This is a genomic window from Gordonia alkanivorans, from assembly GCF_004011905.1.
Taxonomy (GTDB): domain Bacteria; phylum Actinomycetota; class Actinomycetes; order Mycobacteriales; family Mycobacteriaceae; genus Gordonia; species Gordonia alkanivorans.
Map to the genome: position 1 here is coordinate 1570313 of NZ_CP027114.1, position 15501 is coordinate 1585813.

15 protein-coding genes and 1 pseudogene are annotated in these 15501 nt (G+C 66.4%); 6 read left to right on the top strand and 10 right to left on the bottom strand.

The annotated features are described in order from the left end of the window. Positions 1 to 25: 25 nt before the first annotated feature. Positions 26 to 558, bottom strand: a pseudogene (locus C5O27_RS07175) (hypothetical protein); the annotation flags it as partial. A 47-nt stretch (positions 559 to 605) separates the two neighbouring features. Further along, on the bottom strand, positions 606 to 1598 hold the full coding sequence (locus tag C5O27_RS07180; protein WP_006358182.1) for an isopenicillin N synthase family dioxygenase: 993 nt from the start codon (positions 1596 to 1598) through the stop codon (positions 606 to 608). A 168-nt stretch (positions 1599 to 1766) separates the two neighbouring features. On the opposite strand from C5O27_RS07180, the gene C5O27_RS07185 reads away from it, so the two are divergent. After that, positions 1767 to 2450 carry a GAF and ANTAR domain-containing protein gene (locus C5O27_RS07185; RefSeq protein WP_006358181.1) on the top strand — a complete coding sequence of 228 codons (684 nt, stop codon included), beginning with the start codon at positions 1767 to 1769 and terminating at the stop codon, positions 2448 to 2450. A 24-nt stretch (positions 2451 to 2474) separates the two neighbouring features. Here the strand turns inward: C5O27_RS07185 and C5O27_RS07190 are convergent, their stop codons facing one another. Then, on the bottom strand, positions 2475 to 2921 hold the full coding sequence (locus tag C5O27_RS07190) for an STAS domain-containing protein (RefSeq protein ID WP_006358180.1): 447 nt from the start codon (positions 2919 to 2921) through the stop codon (positions 2475 to 2477). Positions 2922 to 3341: 420 nt separating this feature from the next. Between C5O27_RS07190 and C5O27_RS07195 the strand changes: the two genes are divergently transcribed. After that, positions 3342 to 4148 (top strand): SigB/SigF/SigG family RNA polymerase sigma factor, encoded by an 807-nt coding sequence (locus C5O27_RS07195; protein ID WP_127962307.1) that lies wholly within the window; start codon positions 3342 to 3344, stop codon positions 4146 to 4148. 73 nt (positions 4149 to 4221) lie between these two features. Here the strand turns inward: C5O27_RS07195 and C5O27_RS07200 are convergent, their stop codons facing one another. Together C5O27_RS07200 and C5O27_RS07205 are read right to left on the bottom strand one after the other, a co-directional pair. Next, a complete protein-coding gene (locus tag C5O27_RS07200) occupies positions 4222 to 5400 on the bottom strand; it encodes a zinc-dependent alcohol dehydrogenase (protein WP_127962308.1) in 1179 nt (392 codons plus the stop codon). 1 nt (position 5401) lies between these two features. Continuing rightward, entirely contained in the window at positions 5402 to 5836 is a 435-nt protein-coding gene (locus tag C5O27_RS07205; protein WP_127962309.1) for a hypothetical protein, read from the bottom strand. Positions 5837 to 6134: 298 nt separating this feature from the next. On the opposite strand from C5O27_RS07205, the gene C5O27_RS07210 reads away from it, so the two are divergent. Continuing rightward, entirely contained in the window at positions 6135 to 6560 is a 426-nt protein-coding gene (locus C5O27_RS07210) for an anti-sigma factor (RefSeq protein WP_006358176.1), read from the top strand. A gap of 9 nt (positions 6561 to 6569) precedes the next feature. Here the strand turns inward: C5O27_RS07210 and C5O27_RS07215 are convergent, their stop codons facing one another. The 5 genes from C5O27_RS07215 to C5O27_RS07235 all read right to left on the bottom strand — a co-directional run bounded on the left by C5O27_RS07215 (position 6570) and on the right by C5O27_RS07235 (position 11515). Further along, a complete protein-coding gene (locus C5O27_RS07215; protein ID WP_127962310.1) occupies positions 6570 to 7475 on the bottom strand; it encodes a glycosyltransferase family 2 protein in 906 nt (301 codons plus the stop codon). Continuing rightward, positions 7472 to 8449, bottom strand: a complete 978-nt coding sequence (locus tag C5O27_RS07220) for a hypothetical protein (protein ID WP_127963781.1) — start codon at positions 8447 to 8449, stop codon at positions 7472 to 7474. Before C5O27_RS07220 ends, C5O27_RS07215 begins: the two co-directional genes overlap by 4 nt. Then, entirely contained in the window at positions 8446 to 9555 is a 1110-nt protein-coding gene (locus C5O27_RS07225; protein ID WP_127962311.1) for a glycosyltransferase, read from the bottom strand. The genes C5O27_RS07220 and C5O27_RS07225 overlap by 4 nt, the downstream gene beginning before the upstream one ends. Further along, on the bottom strand, positions 9548 to 10714 hold the full coding sequence (locus C5O27_RS07230) for a glycosyltransferase family protein (RefSeq protein WP_127962312.1): 1167 nt from the start codon (positions 10712 to 10714) through the stop codon (positions 9548 to 9550). Before C5O27_RS07230 ends, C5O27_RS07225 begins: the two co-directional genes overlap by 8 nt. Before the next feature lie 153 nt (positions 10715 to 10867). Then, the gene (locus C5O27_RS07235; protein ID WP_006358171.1) at positions 10868 to 11515 is read right to left on the bottom strand and encodes a PAS and ANTAR domain-containing protein; all 648 of its coding nucleotides are present in this window, start codon (positions 11513 to 11515) and stop codon (positions 10868 to 10870) included. A 294-nt stretch (positions 11516 to 11809) separates the two neighbouring features. Between C5O27_RS07235 and C5O27_RS07240 the strand changes: the two genes are divergently transcribed. The 3 genes from C5O27_RS07240 to C5O27_RS07255 all read left to right on the top strand — a co-directional run bounded on the left by C5O27_RS07240 (position 11810) and on the right by C5O27_RS07255 (position 15494). Further along, complete coding sequence (locus C5O27_RS07240) at positions 11810 to 12673, top strand: SDR family oxidoreductase (protein ID WP_127962313.1); 864 nt, start codon at positions 11810 to 11812, stop codon at positions 12671 to 12673. A gap of 266 nt (positions 12674 to 12939) precedes the next feature. Then, positions 12940 to 14085 carry a CynX/NimT family MFS transporter gene (locus C5O27_RS07250; protein WP_208651450.1) on the top strand — a complete coding sequence of 382 codons (1146 nt, stop codon included), beginning with the start codon at positions 12940 to 12942 and terminating at the stop codon, positions 14083 to 14085. Positions 14086 to 14141: 56 nt separating this feature from the next. Next, complete coding sequence (locus C5O27_RS07255) at positions 14142 to 15494, top strand: hydroxysqualene dehydroxylase (RefSeq protein WP_127962315.1); 1353 nt, start codon at positions 14142 to 14144, stop codon at positions 15492 to 15494. Positions 15495 to 15501 lie beyond the last annotated feature (7 nt).

Genomic DNA, 15501 nt, shown 5'->3' on the forward strand with positions numbered 1-15501 from the left:
AAGGCTGGGTTTGCAGGGTTTACGGCTAGGCGGTGGCCAGCTCGCGGCTCTCGGCGAGTTCGCGGTACGCGCTCACGACGGCGTCGAGCTGGGCCTGCGAATGCCTGCCGAGCCCGCATTCGGTGGAGATCCCGAAGTCGGGCAGGAACTCCGAGACGATCGCGGCACGCTTCCGCGCGACGGTCGCGGCGTGGATGGCGTCGATCGGACGGGTCACGTGTCGCGACAGCCCATTCGCGACGGTGACGATGGCCGACGCGTCGCGCGGCAGGATGTGGCGTCCTCCGCGCGCGGCGGCCTCGGCATCCGGCGGATCACCCATGAACGGCGACGCCCCGAACTTCGAGTCGCCGTAGCAGAGATGGAAGGTGAGTTCGGCGCCGTCGGGAACCAGGACGCCAGGCGTGCGGTTGCCGCGAAGATCGCCTCATGCCCTGCATACGGATTGGGAAACCAGCCCTCGACGGTGGCCAGCTTGGTCGGCAGATCCCACTGGACGGCGAGGTCGGTCGCCGGGATGAGGGAGAAGAGCTTCTCGACGCTCGCGTGTAGCGCACGGGTGCACGGCGTCGAGCAGACAGTTCTGCTCAGCCCGACCGAAAGGCTCAGTACGCCGAAACAGGCTGGGACGGGATGATTCCGTGATGCAACTCGGCAACATCGGGATGGGCGCGGGTGCGCGACTTCCAGGCGTTCTCACCGTAGGTGCTGAAGATCGGGTTGTCCGGATCGGTTTCGACGCCGCGCGACGCTGTCGCCAGTTCGGGCGGGAGGTCGATGATCGGGATGACCTCATCGAGCGCGGGATTGAGGAAGAACGGGATCGAGACCCGGTCGGTCCCGGGGCGGGGTGCGCGGACCCGATGCCGGGTCGCACGGAGGTAGCCCCCGGTCGCGACCTCGAGCAGTTCGCCGATGTTGACTATGAACGCGCCCTCGACGGGCGGGACCTCCACCCAGCTGCCTGCAGCTGTCTCGACCTCCAGGCCCTCGGAGCCGGGTTCGACCAGCAGCAGGGTCAGTACTCCCGAGTCCTTGTGGGCGCCGACGCCCTGGGCGCTGTCGGCGGTCCCCGGGTAGCGAACGACCTTGATCAGGGTCGCCGGCAGTTCGGCGAACGCCGCGTCGAAGAAGGATTCCGGGGCGCCGAGCGACACCGACCAGTGCCGCAGCAACCGCAACCCGACTTCCGACAGCGCAGCACCCCAATCCTCGAAGGCGGTGCGGAAGCCGGCAGGCGACGAAGGCCAGAGATTCGGTCCCTGCAGCCTCCAGTAGCCCTCTGCGCCGGGGATGACCGCGCGTTCGGGGCCAATGTCGATCTGCTCGCGCCAATCCACCTTGCCGTTGGTCAGTTCACCACCGAGCCGCGAGTACCCGCGGAACTGTGGGCTCTGGAGCTGACTGATCTCGTTCTTGGCCTCGTCGGGCAGTGCGAAGAACTCGCGTGCCAGCCGCATGACCTCGGTGAGCGACTCGCCCGGCACCCCGTGGCCGGTCAGGTAGAAGAACCCGTGGTCGTGAGCGGCTTCCCGAAGCGCAGCACGGAAGGTCGCGGGGGCGGTGTCCGCGTCGCCGAGGTCGAGGATGGGGAGCATGGTGCAAAGCCTGCCAGAGCGTCGTACGCGGGAGGAACGTCGTTCAGGGACCGTGAAACCCCGTTCATGAGGTTTGCAGGCGCTACGTTGGTATTCGGGTCCGTAAGCAGTGCGGCGGTGTCGACCCGGGCTCGCTACGTGGTCGGCCGCCTCGAGAGGAGTTCGATCGTGACCGAAGCGACCGACAATGTTCATCTCCGCATCGCGGAGCTGGCACGAGGGCTGCACGGCGACGAAGCCGACGACGAACAGGTGGCCAAGACGATCGTGGCCGGTGCGGTGGCCGAGATCCCCGGAGCCCAGTACGCCGGACTCACGGTCGCCACCGACCGGCGCTCCATCGAATCGTTCGGGGCAACCCACGAGATCGCGGAGATCCACGACCGGATCCAGGCCGATGTCGGAGAGGGGCCCTGCCTGTCGGCAGCCCTGCACGACCGGGTGGTCCGCGTCGACGATCTCCAGAACGACGAGCGGTGGCCGAAATACCGGAGCCGGGCGATGGGCGAGGTGCCGATCCGATCCGTGTTGTCGTTCCAGCTCTTCGCCAATCGCAACAAGATCGGGGCGCTCAACCTCTTCGCGGACGAACCGAATGTCTTCGACCTGCACGCCGAGGACATCGGCGTCGTGTACGCGACCCATGCCGCGCTGGCCTGGAACACCATCAAGAAGGACCAGCAGTTCAACAGCGCTCTGGCCAATCGTGACGTGATCGGGCAGGCGAAGGGCATCCTGATGGAGCGTTTCGACATCGATGCGCTGGCAGCGTTCGATCTCCTGAAGAAGCTGTCCCAGGAGTCGAACACCAAACTGGTGGAGATAGCACGGCAGATCACCCTCAAGAGGTGACCTGCCGGCGCGCTGCGTCGAGTTCTACTCGGAGACCGCGAACTCTGTTGTGCTGGGGCCGATCTCGCCTTCGGTGAGCGTGCGGCCGGCCTCGTCGACGGTCTCGAAGACGCGAACCCGGCCGGCCATCCCGCAGAGTTCGAGGGGGCGGCTGACAGTTCGTTCGCCGACCAGGACGACTGGAGTAGAGCGCTTCGCGGCATCGTCGACGAAGGTCTGCAGCAGTACGAGTCCGACCGTGCCGAAGAAGTTGACCGCGGAGAAGTCCAGGACGACGCCGTGGATACGATCGCGCGCGACGCGATCGAGCGCAGCAGCGAAGTCCGCCGCCGTCTCGCGGTCGACGCTGCCGGAAAAGCGCTGTACACAATACGATTTCGCGCAATCGAAACGTCGCGGTGACGTGCGCTCAGGGGAGCCGGTGCCGACGTCGAACGCCGAACGGAAAACGGTGGATGTGGTGAGCGGCATGAGGTGGTCTCATCTCAGTGGAAGCGTTTGCAGGGGCGATCTGTTGTGGACCGAACCCGGCGAGTGCCCGCTGGTGTTCGAGCGGGACCCAAGTTCACGATCGTCCTGAACGGAGATAAGCCGTGATGTCGCGTGAGTCGAGGGACCTTGGGTGCCCACTCGCTCTTTAGTGCGCGGCTCCGACCTGAACCGCACCCCTACCCTACGGGTCCTTCGGATGCCGAACAAGACCGACTCGGGTCACGGTAGAAAGTCGTCAAGAAATCCCGCATTGTGAGACGCCGAAAGTGGACGTGTGGCGAAGAACATGATTGTCTAGTACCTGATGCGCGTCGAGTCGCGTGCGCGGCATCAATCCATGCTAGATGGGGCAGCAGTCAGCCCATCGGTCGCAAGATCTGAACGTCTGGGTGGTGACAAATGGCGACACAACGCGCCGAGCACGACGATTACAGCGACGTCCTCCCGATACTGCGAGAGATTCGCAGTGAACGCGACGACGACCTACGTGCCAAGAAACGCGACGAAGTGATCGAGCGGTGCCTACCGCTCGCGGATCACGTCGCACGCCGGTTCTCCGATCGTGGTGAACCGGTTGATGATCTGCGCCAGGTTGCGCGGATCGGTCTCATGCATGCGGTCGACAGATTCGATGTCGATCGTGGCAATAGTTTCCTCGCTTTTGCCGTCCCGACGGTCATGGGCGAGGTCAAGAGGTATTTCCGTGACAGCACGTGGTCGATCAGAGTGCCACGTCGTGCGCAGGAGGCCTCGCTCAACATCGCGAAGGCCAGCGAGGAACTCCTGCAGTCCCTCGGACGGTCGCCGCGGCCGAGCGAGATCGCCGAGCACCTCGGACTACCGGTCGGCGAGGTCATCGAAGGGATGGTCGCGCGGTCCGCATACACCGCGAGTTCCATTGACGCCGAAGCTGGTTCGTCCACGGACGGCTGGACTCTCGCGGACACGCTGGGCGACGAAGACGAGCGCCTGGACATGGTCGAGGAGTTCGTCACGCTACAGCCGGCGCTTGCTCGACTCACCGAACGCGAACGAACGATCCTCACCCTGCGGTTCTTCCGTTCGATGTCCCAGAGTGAGATCGCTCGCCAGATCGGGATCTCCCAGATGCACGTGTCGCGGCTCCTCACCCGGATCCTCGAAACTCTGCGTGAAGAGGTCGCCGACGACGAGGAGTACGAGGAGCCGCTGCTCAAGCACGCGTGAGACGCTGCCGGGCCACGTATGCGGTTACCGAGGGCCCATGCCGGGAGCACCTGGCATGGGCCCTCGATCCCGCTCAGGGCTTCAGGATGACCTTCACCATGCCGTCGGCCTTGCGCTGGAACTTGTCGTACGCCTCCGGCGCCTGATCGAGCGGTAGTTCGTGAGTGGCAAAGGTGTCCACTCCGAGCGGGTCGGCGTCGGTGAGCAGCGGGAGGATGTCGTCGGCCCACCGCTTCACGTTGGCCTGTCCCATGTGCAGCCGGATCTGCTTGTCGAACATGGTCAGCAGCGGCAGCGGGTCGGCCATACCGCCGTACACGCCCGACAGTGAGATCGTCCCGCCGCGTTTGACGATGTCGATTGCGGAGTAGAGGGCGCCGAGCCGGTCGACTCCCGCCTCCGACATGGCCTTGCGGGCAATCGGATCGGGGAGCAGCCCGACGACGGTCTGCATCGCCTTGTTCAGGGGTGACCCGTGGGCCTCCATGCCGACGGCGTCGATGACGGAGTCGGTGCCGAGGCCGCCGGTGAGGTCGCGGATCGCCTCTCCGACGTCGTCGACCTCGTCGAAGTTCACCGTCTCGATGCCGCGACCCTGTGCGCGCCGGATGCGTTCTGGCACACGGTCGACGCCGATGACCCGAGCTCCCTTGTGGGAGGCGATGCGCGCGGCCATGTCGCCGATCGGGCCGAGTCCGAGAAGGGTGACCGTTCCGCCGCTGGGGATCTCGGCGTACTCGACCGCCTGCCAGGCCGTCGGTAGGACGTCGGACAGATACACGTATCGTGAGTCCGGATTCTCGGGCGGGACCTTGATGTGGGTGAATTGTGCCTGCGGCACACGGAGATACTCTGCCTGGCCCCCCGGCACCGAACCGTAGAGCTGCGAGTAGCCGAAGAGCGCCGCGCCCATGCCCTGTTCTTTCACGCGGGTCGTCGAACACTGGGTCATGAGTCCGTCGTTGCAGAATTGACATGCGCCGCACGAGATCTGGAACGGGATGACGACGCGGTCCCCGACCCGGAGGTCGCCGGTGTCCGAACCGACCTCCTCGACGATACCCATCGGCTCATGGCCGAGGATGTCGCCGGCGTTCATGAACGGGCCGAGTACTTCGTAGAGGTGTAGATCGGAACCGCAGATGTTGGTCGAAGTGACCTTGATGATGGCGTCCGTGGGTTCGATGATCTTGGGGTCGGGCACGGTCTCCACCGAGACATTGCGTTTTCCCTGCCAGGTCACTGCGCGCATTTCAGGCCTTTCCGTCGTGGTGTCGGTCTGCGGAGCGTTCGTCACGCGCTCGTTCGTGCTTGCCGGTGTGGTCGACCGGGAAGCCGTGGTAGCGCTCCTCGTACCGCTCGGCTTCCTCTGCGGTCGTCTCCGGCTGGATCGGATCCTGATGTGCGCGTTCGCCGTCGCGACCCGCACGTCGCCGTAGCAGCACTCGGCTGCCGATGAGGAGGCCGATGGCGAAAAGGCCGGCGATGATTGCGCCGAGGGCGAGCCACACGGTCGCGTCCCGGTCGCTCGCCCCGGCCGCGATCGCGGTGCCGCCGAGCACCAACATGAGTCCGAGGCAGGCGAACCCGAGAAGGCCGATGGCTTTCAGGCCGCGTGACTTCCGTGCCGGTCGGCGTGCGATTGCTTCACGCGAGGCGACCTCGCGTTCCGGTGTGAGATCTGGCATAGCCGTCCCTTCGCCAGGTGGTGTGAACTCGGTTGGGATGCCGATCGGGTACCGCAGAGGCGTCCGCCTGAAACGTCAGACCCGTCCGCACCCGGCGTCGTTGCAGCTGAGAGCGCTGCAACGTAGCTGTTGGCGGTGTCGATTCGGAAGGTGCTCTGCTAACGTTGCGAGTCGTGCTGTTGGCGCATGGGGGAGTCGTGCAAATGGAAATACGCAGTTTGGACGACGTCAGCGTGGGGCATTCATGAGCGGTCCGATAAGAATCCACTCAAGACGACGTGCGAAGAAGACTCATTTGATGACCGACTCTGACGCCACATCCCAGCTGTCGATCGATGGCAGTCTGCCGACGGTCCTGCGGGTCCCGGCAGCCACCGACCGCCTTGCGTTGGTGCGTGCTCTGGTGGAGACGGCTCTGTACATCGACGACTGGTCGCTCGACGACGTGATCGACGCAAAGGTCGCGGTGGACGAGATCTGCTCGCAGATGATCTCCGCGGCCGCCGAGGAATCTTCCCTGGAGATAGTCCTGCACCTCGCCTCCAACGGGGTGGTCGGGGAGGTCCGGGGTGAACTCGTGAACGACGTCGAACTGGACGAGTCGACCTTTGGATGGCGCATCGTCCAGACCGTCACCGACACGCATTCCATCAGGTACGCCGACGCTGCGCCCGGAGAGGACGCCCGGAGGGTGACCATCGGATTCTCGAAGTTCCGGGAGTAGCCGCGATCGTCAGCCGGGTAGCGCCTCCGTAGCTGTCCGGCGCCAGTCGTCGGCGGTCTCGTCGTAGCGGATGAGGCCCATCTGCGCGAAGCCGTCCAGCCATCCCTCCATTGGCCATGAGCCCCACCGCCGGTGGAACGTCCGCGCATTGCGGAGGATGTCCTCGAGATGCTCGACGGGCGGATTCGACACCGGGTGATACTGGTGATACGCATCGGCGGCGCCGACCCAGGCGATCCGAAACCCGTTGCGCGCGGCGCACATCGCGAAGTCGGTGTCCTCGCCGCCGTAGCCGCGGTAACCGGTGTGGAATCCCCCGATCTCGAGCCAGTCGGAGACGTGAACCGCGAAGGACAGAGACCAGAACAGCGCCATCGCCGACGACAGTTGCGTCTGGCACGGACCCGGAGCGGGTCGTGCCGGATGGGGATCGAGAAAGCGGTGGAGTTCGCGCGGATCGAAGGTCGGCTGGTCATGCGGCAGGTAGGTCACGGGCCCGCAGTAGAGGAGTCGCAGTTCCGGTGTCGCGGCACAGGAACGGAGATAGCGTTCGATCATGACCGGTCCGGGGATGCAGTCGACGTCCAGGAACACCAGCAGTGTCGCGCCGGCCTCGATCGCGGTGCGGGCACCGGTGTTTCGGGCGTGGGCGAGCGGCAGCGTGCTGGGCTCGTCGCCGATGTGGACCACCCGCATCGGATGCCCCGGTGGCGCCGATTCCGTGACGACGGTGTCGACGCCGGGGTCGTTCATGGCGACGATGACGTGGACGGCGGGACGCACCGTCGAGTACTCGAATGCCTCGAGCTGACGGCGCAGATGCCGGTGGCGTCCCGACACGATGGTGATCACCGCGACGGTTTCGGAGCCGGGGCCGTCGGAGATGCCGTGATCGGAGGCCGGTCCGGTCGTCATCGGGCCACCGCTGCGACAACGCGGGCCGCGCGCTCGGCGGCGCCGGCGGTCTGCCATCGCGACCACATCGGTGCCGAGTCATCGACCGACTCCACGATGGCCCGCCAACGGTCGACGTCGGGCCACGTCGAGGCGACGAGCGCGAGCTCGGACCTCGCGAGGGTGTTCGCGGTGGCTCGCTGTTCGGCGAACGGACGATCCTCCGGCATCACGACCGCGGGGCGTCCGGCCGCGGCGGCATCCGCCACACTTCCCTGGCCTGCACCGATGACGGCGAGGCGGGCGCTGCACAGGAACGGCCACGGGTCGTCGACCCAGGTTCCGAAGGCCGGCCCGAGACCGACCACCTTCAGGTCGGGGAGTGCCTCGGCCAGGCCGGTTGCGGGATGCGATGTTCCCGGATCGCCGCCTGCGCCGGTGAGGACCAGGACGTCGGCGGCGAAGGTCGGATGGCAGACCTGCGGGCGTCCGTCGAATCGGGAGATCCCACCGGTGAAGACGGTCTTGGGGAGGTGCTCGGTCAGCCAGTCCGGCCGATACAGGTCGCCGGGCCAGGGCGCGATGATCGCGTCGGCGGCGCGGTAGGCGAGCTGGTGGGGTGGATCGTCACGCGCACCGGGCATCGCCATGACCACGACGGGCACACCCAGTAGCCGGAGGAACAGGGTGACCTCGACCGACACGTCGACGACCATCGCATCCGGCCGACGGGTCGCGACGAAGTCCGCAATCCGGGCCATCCGGTTGCGCAGCCCCGCGTCACGGCTGGGTGCCCAGTGCAGCAGTCCGCCCGCGTCGACGTCGGTGGGGGCGGGATCGGCGTCGTCCCGGTCGAGGGTGATCACCTCGCTGAAGGCGGGGTCGGTCAGTTCGGCGCTGGTCAGCGCGACGACGTCGGTCTGCAGGTGAGCGGCGATCGCGGCGGACCGGGAACAGTGTCCGCGGCCTTGGTGGTGGACGTAGTAGCCGATCATGCCGGGCACGCCTCCGCAGTCGCCGGGGTGTTCCGGCGTTCCCGGTCGTCCACCATCTCGGTGTAGATGCCGGTGTACCGGTCGATCATCGCGGTGTCGGAGCAGTGCTCCTCGGCGCGTCGGCGTACCTCGCGCCGGTCGAGGGTGAACGCCTTCTCGGCGGCCTCGGCGAGTGCGTCGACGTCGTCGCCCGGAACGAGCACGCCGGCGGTGTCGCCGACGATCTCGGGGATGCCGCCGCGGGCGAATCCGGCCACCGGTGTTCCGCAGGCGAGGGATTCGGCGACGACGAGCCCGTACGGTTCGTTCCACACCGGCGTCACGAGGGCGGCGCCGGCGGAACCGACCAGCCGGGCGAGTTCATTCTGGTGAAGATGACCCTCGTAGCGGACGCGGTCACCGAGGAACGGGGCGACGCGGTCGCGGAAGTAATGTTCGTCGCTGATCGGTCCGGCGAGCCGCAATCGGCGGCCGGTGATGTGGGCGGCCTCGATCGCGAGATGGGCGCCCTTCTCGGGGACGAACCGGCCGAACCACACCAGGTCGTCTCCGCCGGTGCCGATCGGCCAGTGGTCCAGCTGGACACCGTTGTGCACCACCGGTATCGAGCCGAGAACATGCGACCACGCCTGCGCGGTGTGCCGGCTGACCGCGACGCACCGGGTCTCCGGTGCCAGTGCCAGCGCCGACTCGAGCCAGGGCGTGGGTGGGGTATGCAGCGTGGTGACCATCGGCGTCTCCACCGATGGGCCCATCGCGACCGGCAGATGATGCAGGCTGTGATTGTGGATGACGTCGAAGTCGCCGGGGTTCCGGGTGAACGAGAGCATCAGCGACAGGTAGGCGTGGTGGTCCTGCAGCACCTCGATCGGCGGCATCGACACATCCGAACGAGCGGCGGCCGACGGCTCGAACAGCTCGGCGCGCAGGCGATCCGAGTCAACCGGCAGGTCGCTTCCGGCGCCGGCGAACAACGTGACCTCGTGGCCGGCCACGGTCAGCGCCCGGGTCAGGTGCCAGACATGGGCCTCGAGGCCGCCGGCGAACGGCTGCGCTATCGGGAATCTGCTGGACGCGACGACTGCGATTCGCAGCGGCTCACGCATCCAGCACTCGCGTGTAGAGGCCGGCGTGCGCCTGGGCGATCGTCGACCGTTGCGTGCGGCGGTCGCGCCACATCGCCGGTGCCGGTCGAGCGGAATATGCCTGGGAGAGTGCGGCAACCAGTGACTCCGGATCGAATCGGTCTTCGGCGAAGTCATAGGTGAAGCACTCCTGCTGCTGGTCATAGAACCCGCAGCTCGGCGCAATCACCGAGGTGCCGAGGTCGTGGCAGGCCTCCAGCCAGCCCGAGTGGGTTCCGAACCGGTAGGGCAGGACCGATGTCGAAATGTTGGCGAGGTAGTCCCACAGCTGATCGTCGGTGTAGTACTCGTGTACCAGAACCCGGGCGTACGGGTGGCGCGACAACGCGAGAGCTGTGGTGCCGAAGTCCGGGTTGTACCAGTGATTCCCGGGGACGAAGACCTCGTCGTGGAGGTTGATCTGGATCGTCATGTCCGGGTAGTCGGATGCTGCCTCCAGCAGCGTCATGATGACGGGGAGCGGGTCCATGTTGGCGCGCAAGCTCTTGGCGTGCACACCCACGATGAACTCGTCGGTCTGTGTCTCCCGCGGGACGAACCGGGCAGGCGGAACGACATGCGGATGCGGGAGCACGGTGGCGGACCGGGTCCAGCGCTGCGCGATCTGTTCGGCCGCACCCGGGGTCAGGGTGATGACCTCGTCGGCGGCCGGGACGAGAAGGTCGAGGACCTCTTCGTGGGCGCCGGGTTCCGGATGGTGCGGGTTGCGGAGGTCGTGCAGCGTGTAGACCAGCGGCTTGTTGTGCCGGTCGAGCTCGGTGAGTATGTCGGCCATCACCGACGGTTCGACGGCGTCGAAGCCGAAGTGGATGTGGAACACGTCGAATTCGTTGTGGTGCTCGGCAATCCACCGCGGATCCAGCATCAGCGGCGGCCACCAGCGACCGGGGACCTCGGCGCCGCCCGCGGGCACCGGATCGGGAAGTCGGGTCACCGACACGGAACCGGTGTCGAGAACGCTGACCGATCCGTTCACCGGTGAGAGGTGCCTCACGTAGACGTGCGACTGAGGGACGGAAGCCACCCGGATGTGTGCGGTACTCGTTCGCGTCGTCCGTGAGCTGTCCACCATCTCGAGGGTTGCCGCACCGCCGAGTTCCCCGCCAAGCCGTCCGTTCACTGTTCCATCCGTTCACTTTGTGACATGAACGGCTGTGTGCTCAACCGGGTCTGATGGATGCGGCGTACACGCCGCAGAACTGCCGCAAATGGGCACGTCGTGTGCAGATACCCCGGTTGGTGGGTCGTGAAACCACGACGCGCCGCGCGGAACTCAGTTCTCGTTCTGGTGAGCGTTCAGGAGCAGGTGGTCGAAGGATTGGCGCACGGGATCGGGTAGCACCACGTACCTGTGCACGCCCGACACGATGTTCTTGGCCAGCTCGTTGACCTTGACGTTGGCAGTCTGGGACCGCCAGCGCATCACCTCGAAGGCGCGTTCAGGACTGACTCCGTAGGCCATCGAGATCATGCCCTTGGCCTGCTCGATCACACCTTGGTTCTCGCGGAACCGCGCGACGTGCTCGTCGACCTGGAATTTGACCGTCTCTTCGTCGTAACCGGTCAGATCGAGGTAGAAGCCCTCGGCGCCGATCGGTTGGCCGTTGTCGTCGATGATCTGCTGTGAGACCACGGCGACATGATGGACCGTGCCGGAGAGGTCGATGATGCGGTGGCGGCTGGAGAACGGCGTGCGTCGGCTCAGCATCGTCGCGACCATCTCGTCGAACGCATGGCGGTCGTCGGGGTGTTTGTGCCCGGCCAGCAGTTCGGTCGTCGGGGTGACCTCGCCCGGCTCGTAACCGTGCATCTCCGCAACCTCGTCGGACCACCACCATTCCTCGGTGTCGAAGAGGAACCGGAAGCTGCCGACATGCCGTATGCGGGAATCATCGGCAGAAATGTTGTCGATCTTTGGCACGGTCACCCCTAGGACTTCAATAGAAGGCACGCGAAAACAGCACGCCGACGGTCTCGGGCGAAATATGAGCTTACCTGGGATCCGCTGGACGCGAGAAGCGACCCGCGTCGTGCTGCGGCCAGGTGGCCCTGCTTCGAGAAATGGCAGTTCAGAGGCGTGGTTTCGGCGATCTGATCGGCTGGTAGCCAGTCAGCTCGAGCAGGAGACCCCCGACGGGAATCCCTGAACCCGATTCACGTGTGCGATGTGGAGGAGCCAGGGTTTCGACTCCGTCGCAGCGGGCAACCGACGACCATGACCGATCAGGAGAACTCCCCGCACAAAGCGAAGACCATTCCCTACCCGGGTGAGACCGGCGATATGCCCGATCGTCCGCGCGACGAGATGACCGAGTACCGCGGCCGTGATCTGCTCGCGGGTAAGACTGCGCTGATCACCGGTGGCGACTCGGGTATCGGCCGAGCGACCGCCATCGCGTTCGCCAAGGAGGGCGCCGACGTCGCGATCGCCTATCTCGAAGAGGACGAGGATGCGCGGCACACTGTCGAACTCATCGAGGCCGAAGGACGCAAGGCGCGGGCGTACCGCGGGGATCTGGGTGACCCGGGACATTGTGCCGAGGTCGTCGAGCGAACCGTTTCCGAACTCGGCGGCCTGAACGTCCTGGTGAACAACGTCGCCTACCAGCAGGTGGTCGACGACTTCCTGGAGGTCGACCCCGAACAGTGGTATCGCACGTTCGACGTGAACATCCACAGCTTCTTCCACACCACCCGCGCCGCCGTGCCTCATCTGACCGGTGGCGGCGTCATCATCAACACCTCGTCGATCAACGGCTTGCGCGGCAACGACAGCCTCATCGACTACTCGGCGACCAAGGGTGCGGTCCTGGCGTTGACGTATTCCCTCGCACAGTCGCTGATGGAGAGGAAGATTCGCGTCAACTGCGTCGCGCCCGGACCGGTGTGGACCCCGCTGATCCCGGCGACGATGCCGGCTGACGCCGTCAAGGACTTCGGGACCCAGGCGCCGATGGGTCGCGCCGCACAGCCCGACGAGATAGCCCCGTCGTATGTCTTCTTCGCGGCCGATCAGCTGTCGTCGTATTACACGGGTGAGGTGCTGGCTCCGATCGGTGGCGAAACGCTCCCCGGCTGAGGAGGTTCGTCGTCAGCGAGCGGTTCGAACGGGAGGAAGGCCCGTTGTAGTTGGCCTACCGCGAGGAACATCGTCGTTCGCGGTGTCCCCTGACTGCCCATGATGTTGTCGTTGAGTGCACGCACCACCGCCGGGACGGGTCGAATGTTAGGTTGCGTAACGATGTCGGTTCCGTCTGTTCCCCGTTCCGCCGCGATCGCGCGGTCCAGGTGATTTCGTCGCGCACGACGCGCCCCCACGAGACGAACGAACGGACCACCGCCGGCGTGATCATCACCGCCGTCGGCGTGATGCTGGTGGCGGCGAACCTCCGTCCCGCCGTGGTGTCGGTGGGGCCGCTGATCGGGACCATCTCCGCCGACGCCGGATTCAGCAGCGCGGTGGCGGGTCTGCTCACCGCGCTGCCTGTCCTGTTCTTCGGCATCTCGGCCCCCGTCGCGCCGCGGCTGGCGAACCGGTTCGGCATCGAACGGGTCATCTTCGGCGCCCTGCTCGTGCTGATCCTCGGCATCGTCGTGCGCCTTGTGCCGTCGTCGATCGCCCTGTTCCTCGGGTCTGCGGTCATCGGCGCTGCCATCGGCACATGCAACGTCGTCCTGCCGGCACTCATCAAGAGGGACTTCGCGCATCGGTCGGGGTTGATGACCGGCTTCTACTCGATGACGCTCTCCGGCGGTGCAGCGGTCGCCTCGGGGGTGAGCGTCCCGATCAACGATGCGCTGGGCGGGGATTGGCGTCTCGCGCTCGCTTCCTGGGGACTTCTCACGCTGGTCGCGGTGGTCGTGTGGGTCCCGCAGCTGTCGTACGTGCACCGGGTGACCGCGGCGACCCCGACGTCGTCGTTGTTGCGGAATCCGATCGCGTGGGCGGTGACCGTCTTCATGGGGACCCAGTCGCTGATCTTCTACACCTTCGTGGCGTGGCTGCCGCAGTACCTGGTCGACGAGAACGGGATGACGCCGGTGGGCGCGGGTGCCGTCGTCGCGTCCGCACAGGTGGTCGCCCTGGTCATGTCGCTGGTCGCGCCGATCGTCGCCGGCCGGTTCGACGACCAGCGTGTGGTGACCTTCGTGGTGCTCACCGTCTGCGCGATCGGCTTCGCCGGACTGATCGCCACCGACGTGTGGGCCGGGTTCTGGGCCGCATGCGTGATGGTCGGCCCCGGTGCGTCGATCAGCTTGTCCCTGCTCTTCATGGTCCTCCGCAGCTCGGGGTCGGAGCAGACCGGTCAGGCGTCCGGGATGGCGCAGTCGGTGGGCTACCTTGCGGCCGCGGGCGGGCCGATCCTGATCGGCCTGATCCATGACATGACCGGTTCGTGGACGGTGGCGATGGCCGTGCTCTCACTTGCCCTGGTGCCGCAGGCCGTCGCAGCCCTCGGCGCGGCCAGGAACGTCAAGATGACGTCCTGAGACGAAGAAGGATAATCATCTCACGCCGGTGAACGCCGGCGGCTACGCTGTGGCGCATGCATTGCGTGGTCGTTGGTGGGGGACTCGCCGGTCTGGCGTCGGCGGTATGGCTCGCGGAGGCGGGGCAACGGGTGACGCTGCTCGAGCGGCGCGGTTCACTCGGTGGTCGGACCATCTCGATGCCGCTCGCCGCGGTGGACGACGTGCCCGACAACGGCCAGCACGTCTTTGCCAGCGGATACGAGCACCTCATGCGGTACCTCGAGAGTGTCGGTACACGCGAACATGTCGAATTCCCCGGCCACATGACCATGCGGATGCGGGGCGGCGCCACCCGGAGGTCGGCTTTCGGCGGACTGACCGGCCTGCGAGCGGCGATCGGCGACCTCCCCGGCGTCACCGGGCTCGACCGACTTCGTACCGCCCTCGCCCAGGCCCGGCTGATCCGGCACGCGTTCCGGCAACCCGAATGGCTCGACGAGGTGACCGCCGACGAGTGGTTCCGTCGCATCGGCATGCCGCAGTCGGCTCGCGACGCGCTCTGGGACGGCATCGTCATCGGCCTCACCGGCGACAAGACCGAGATCTCGTCGGCCAAGGTCCCGGCCGACCTGCTCGTCACCGGCGCCCGGCGCGCCATCGCGACCCGAACCCCGGTCTCCATCGGCTTCCCCACCGTCGACCTCGACACCCTGTTCATCGCGGGCGCGGAGAAGCGGTTCGCCGACGCCGGCGTCGACGTCCGGCATCGGGCGGTGGTCTCCTCCATCGACGTCACCGACGGCACGGTCACCGGGGTGACGCTCGCAGACGGCGAGAAGGTCGCGGCCGACGCGGTCATCTGTGCGGTACCCGTGTGGAGTGTGAAGGGACTTCTCGACCAGGTCCCGGGCCATGAACGGATCTATGAGGCCGTCGACACCCTCACCCCGGTCCCGATCGTGAGCGTCAACCTCTACCTCGACCGGTCGATCGGCATGACCGACTGGGGCGAGATCCTCCACGGCGGTGAGGGAGTGCTGGAGCAGGTCTGGGACCGCCAGCGCATGCACGGACGGGAACCGAAGGACAACTGGTTCTACTCGACGACGGTGTCGGCGTCCTACGACCTGATCGGCAAGACCAACGCCGAGATCACCGACATCCAGATGGACATGCTGCGCAGGTACTACCCGCAGGCCGCGGACGCGCAGGTGATCCACAGTCACGTCGTACGAATGCCGAAGTCGACGTTCGCGCAGCGGCCCGGAACCGCGGGAATCCGCCCCGACCAGCGCACCGCCGTCGACGGCCTCGCCCTCGCCGGAGACTGGACCAGGACCGACTGGACCACCACGATGGAGGGCGCCTGCCAGAGTGCCGCGCGGGCCGTCGACGTGATCCTGGAGTACGCGAATTCCCGGCGCTGAGTAAATT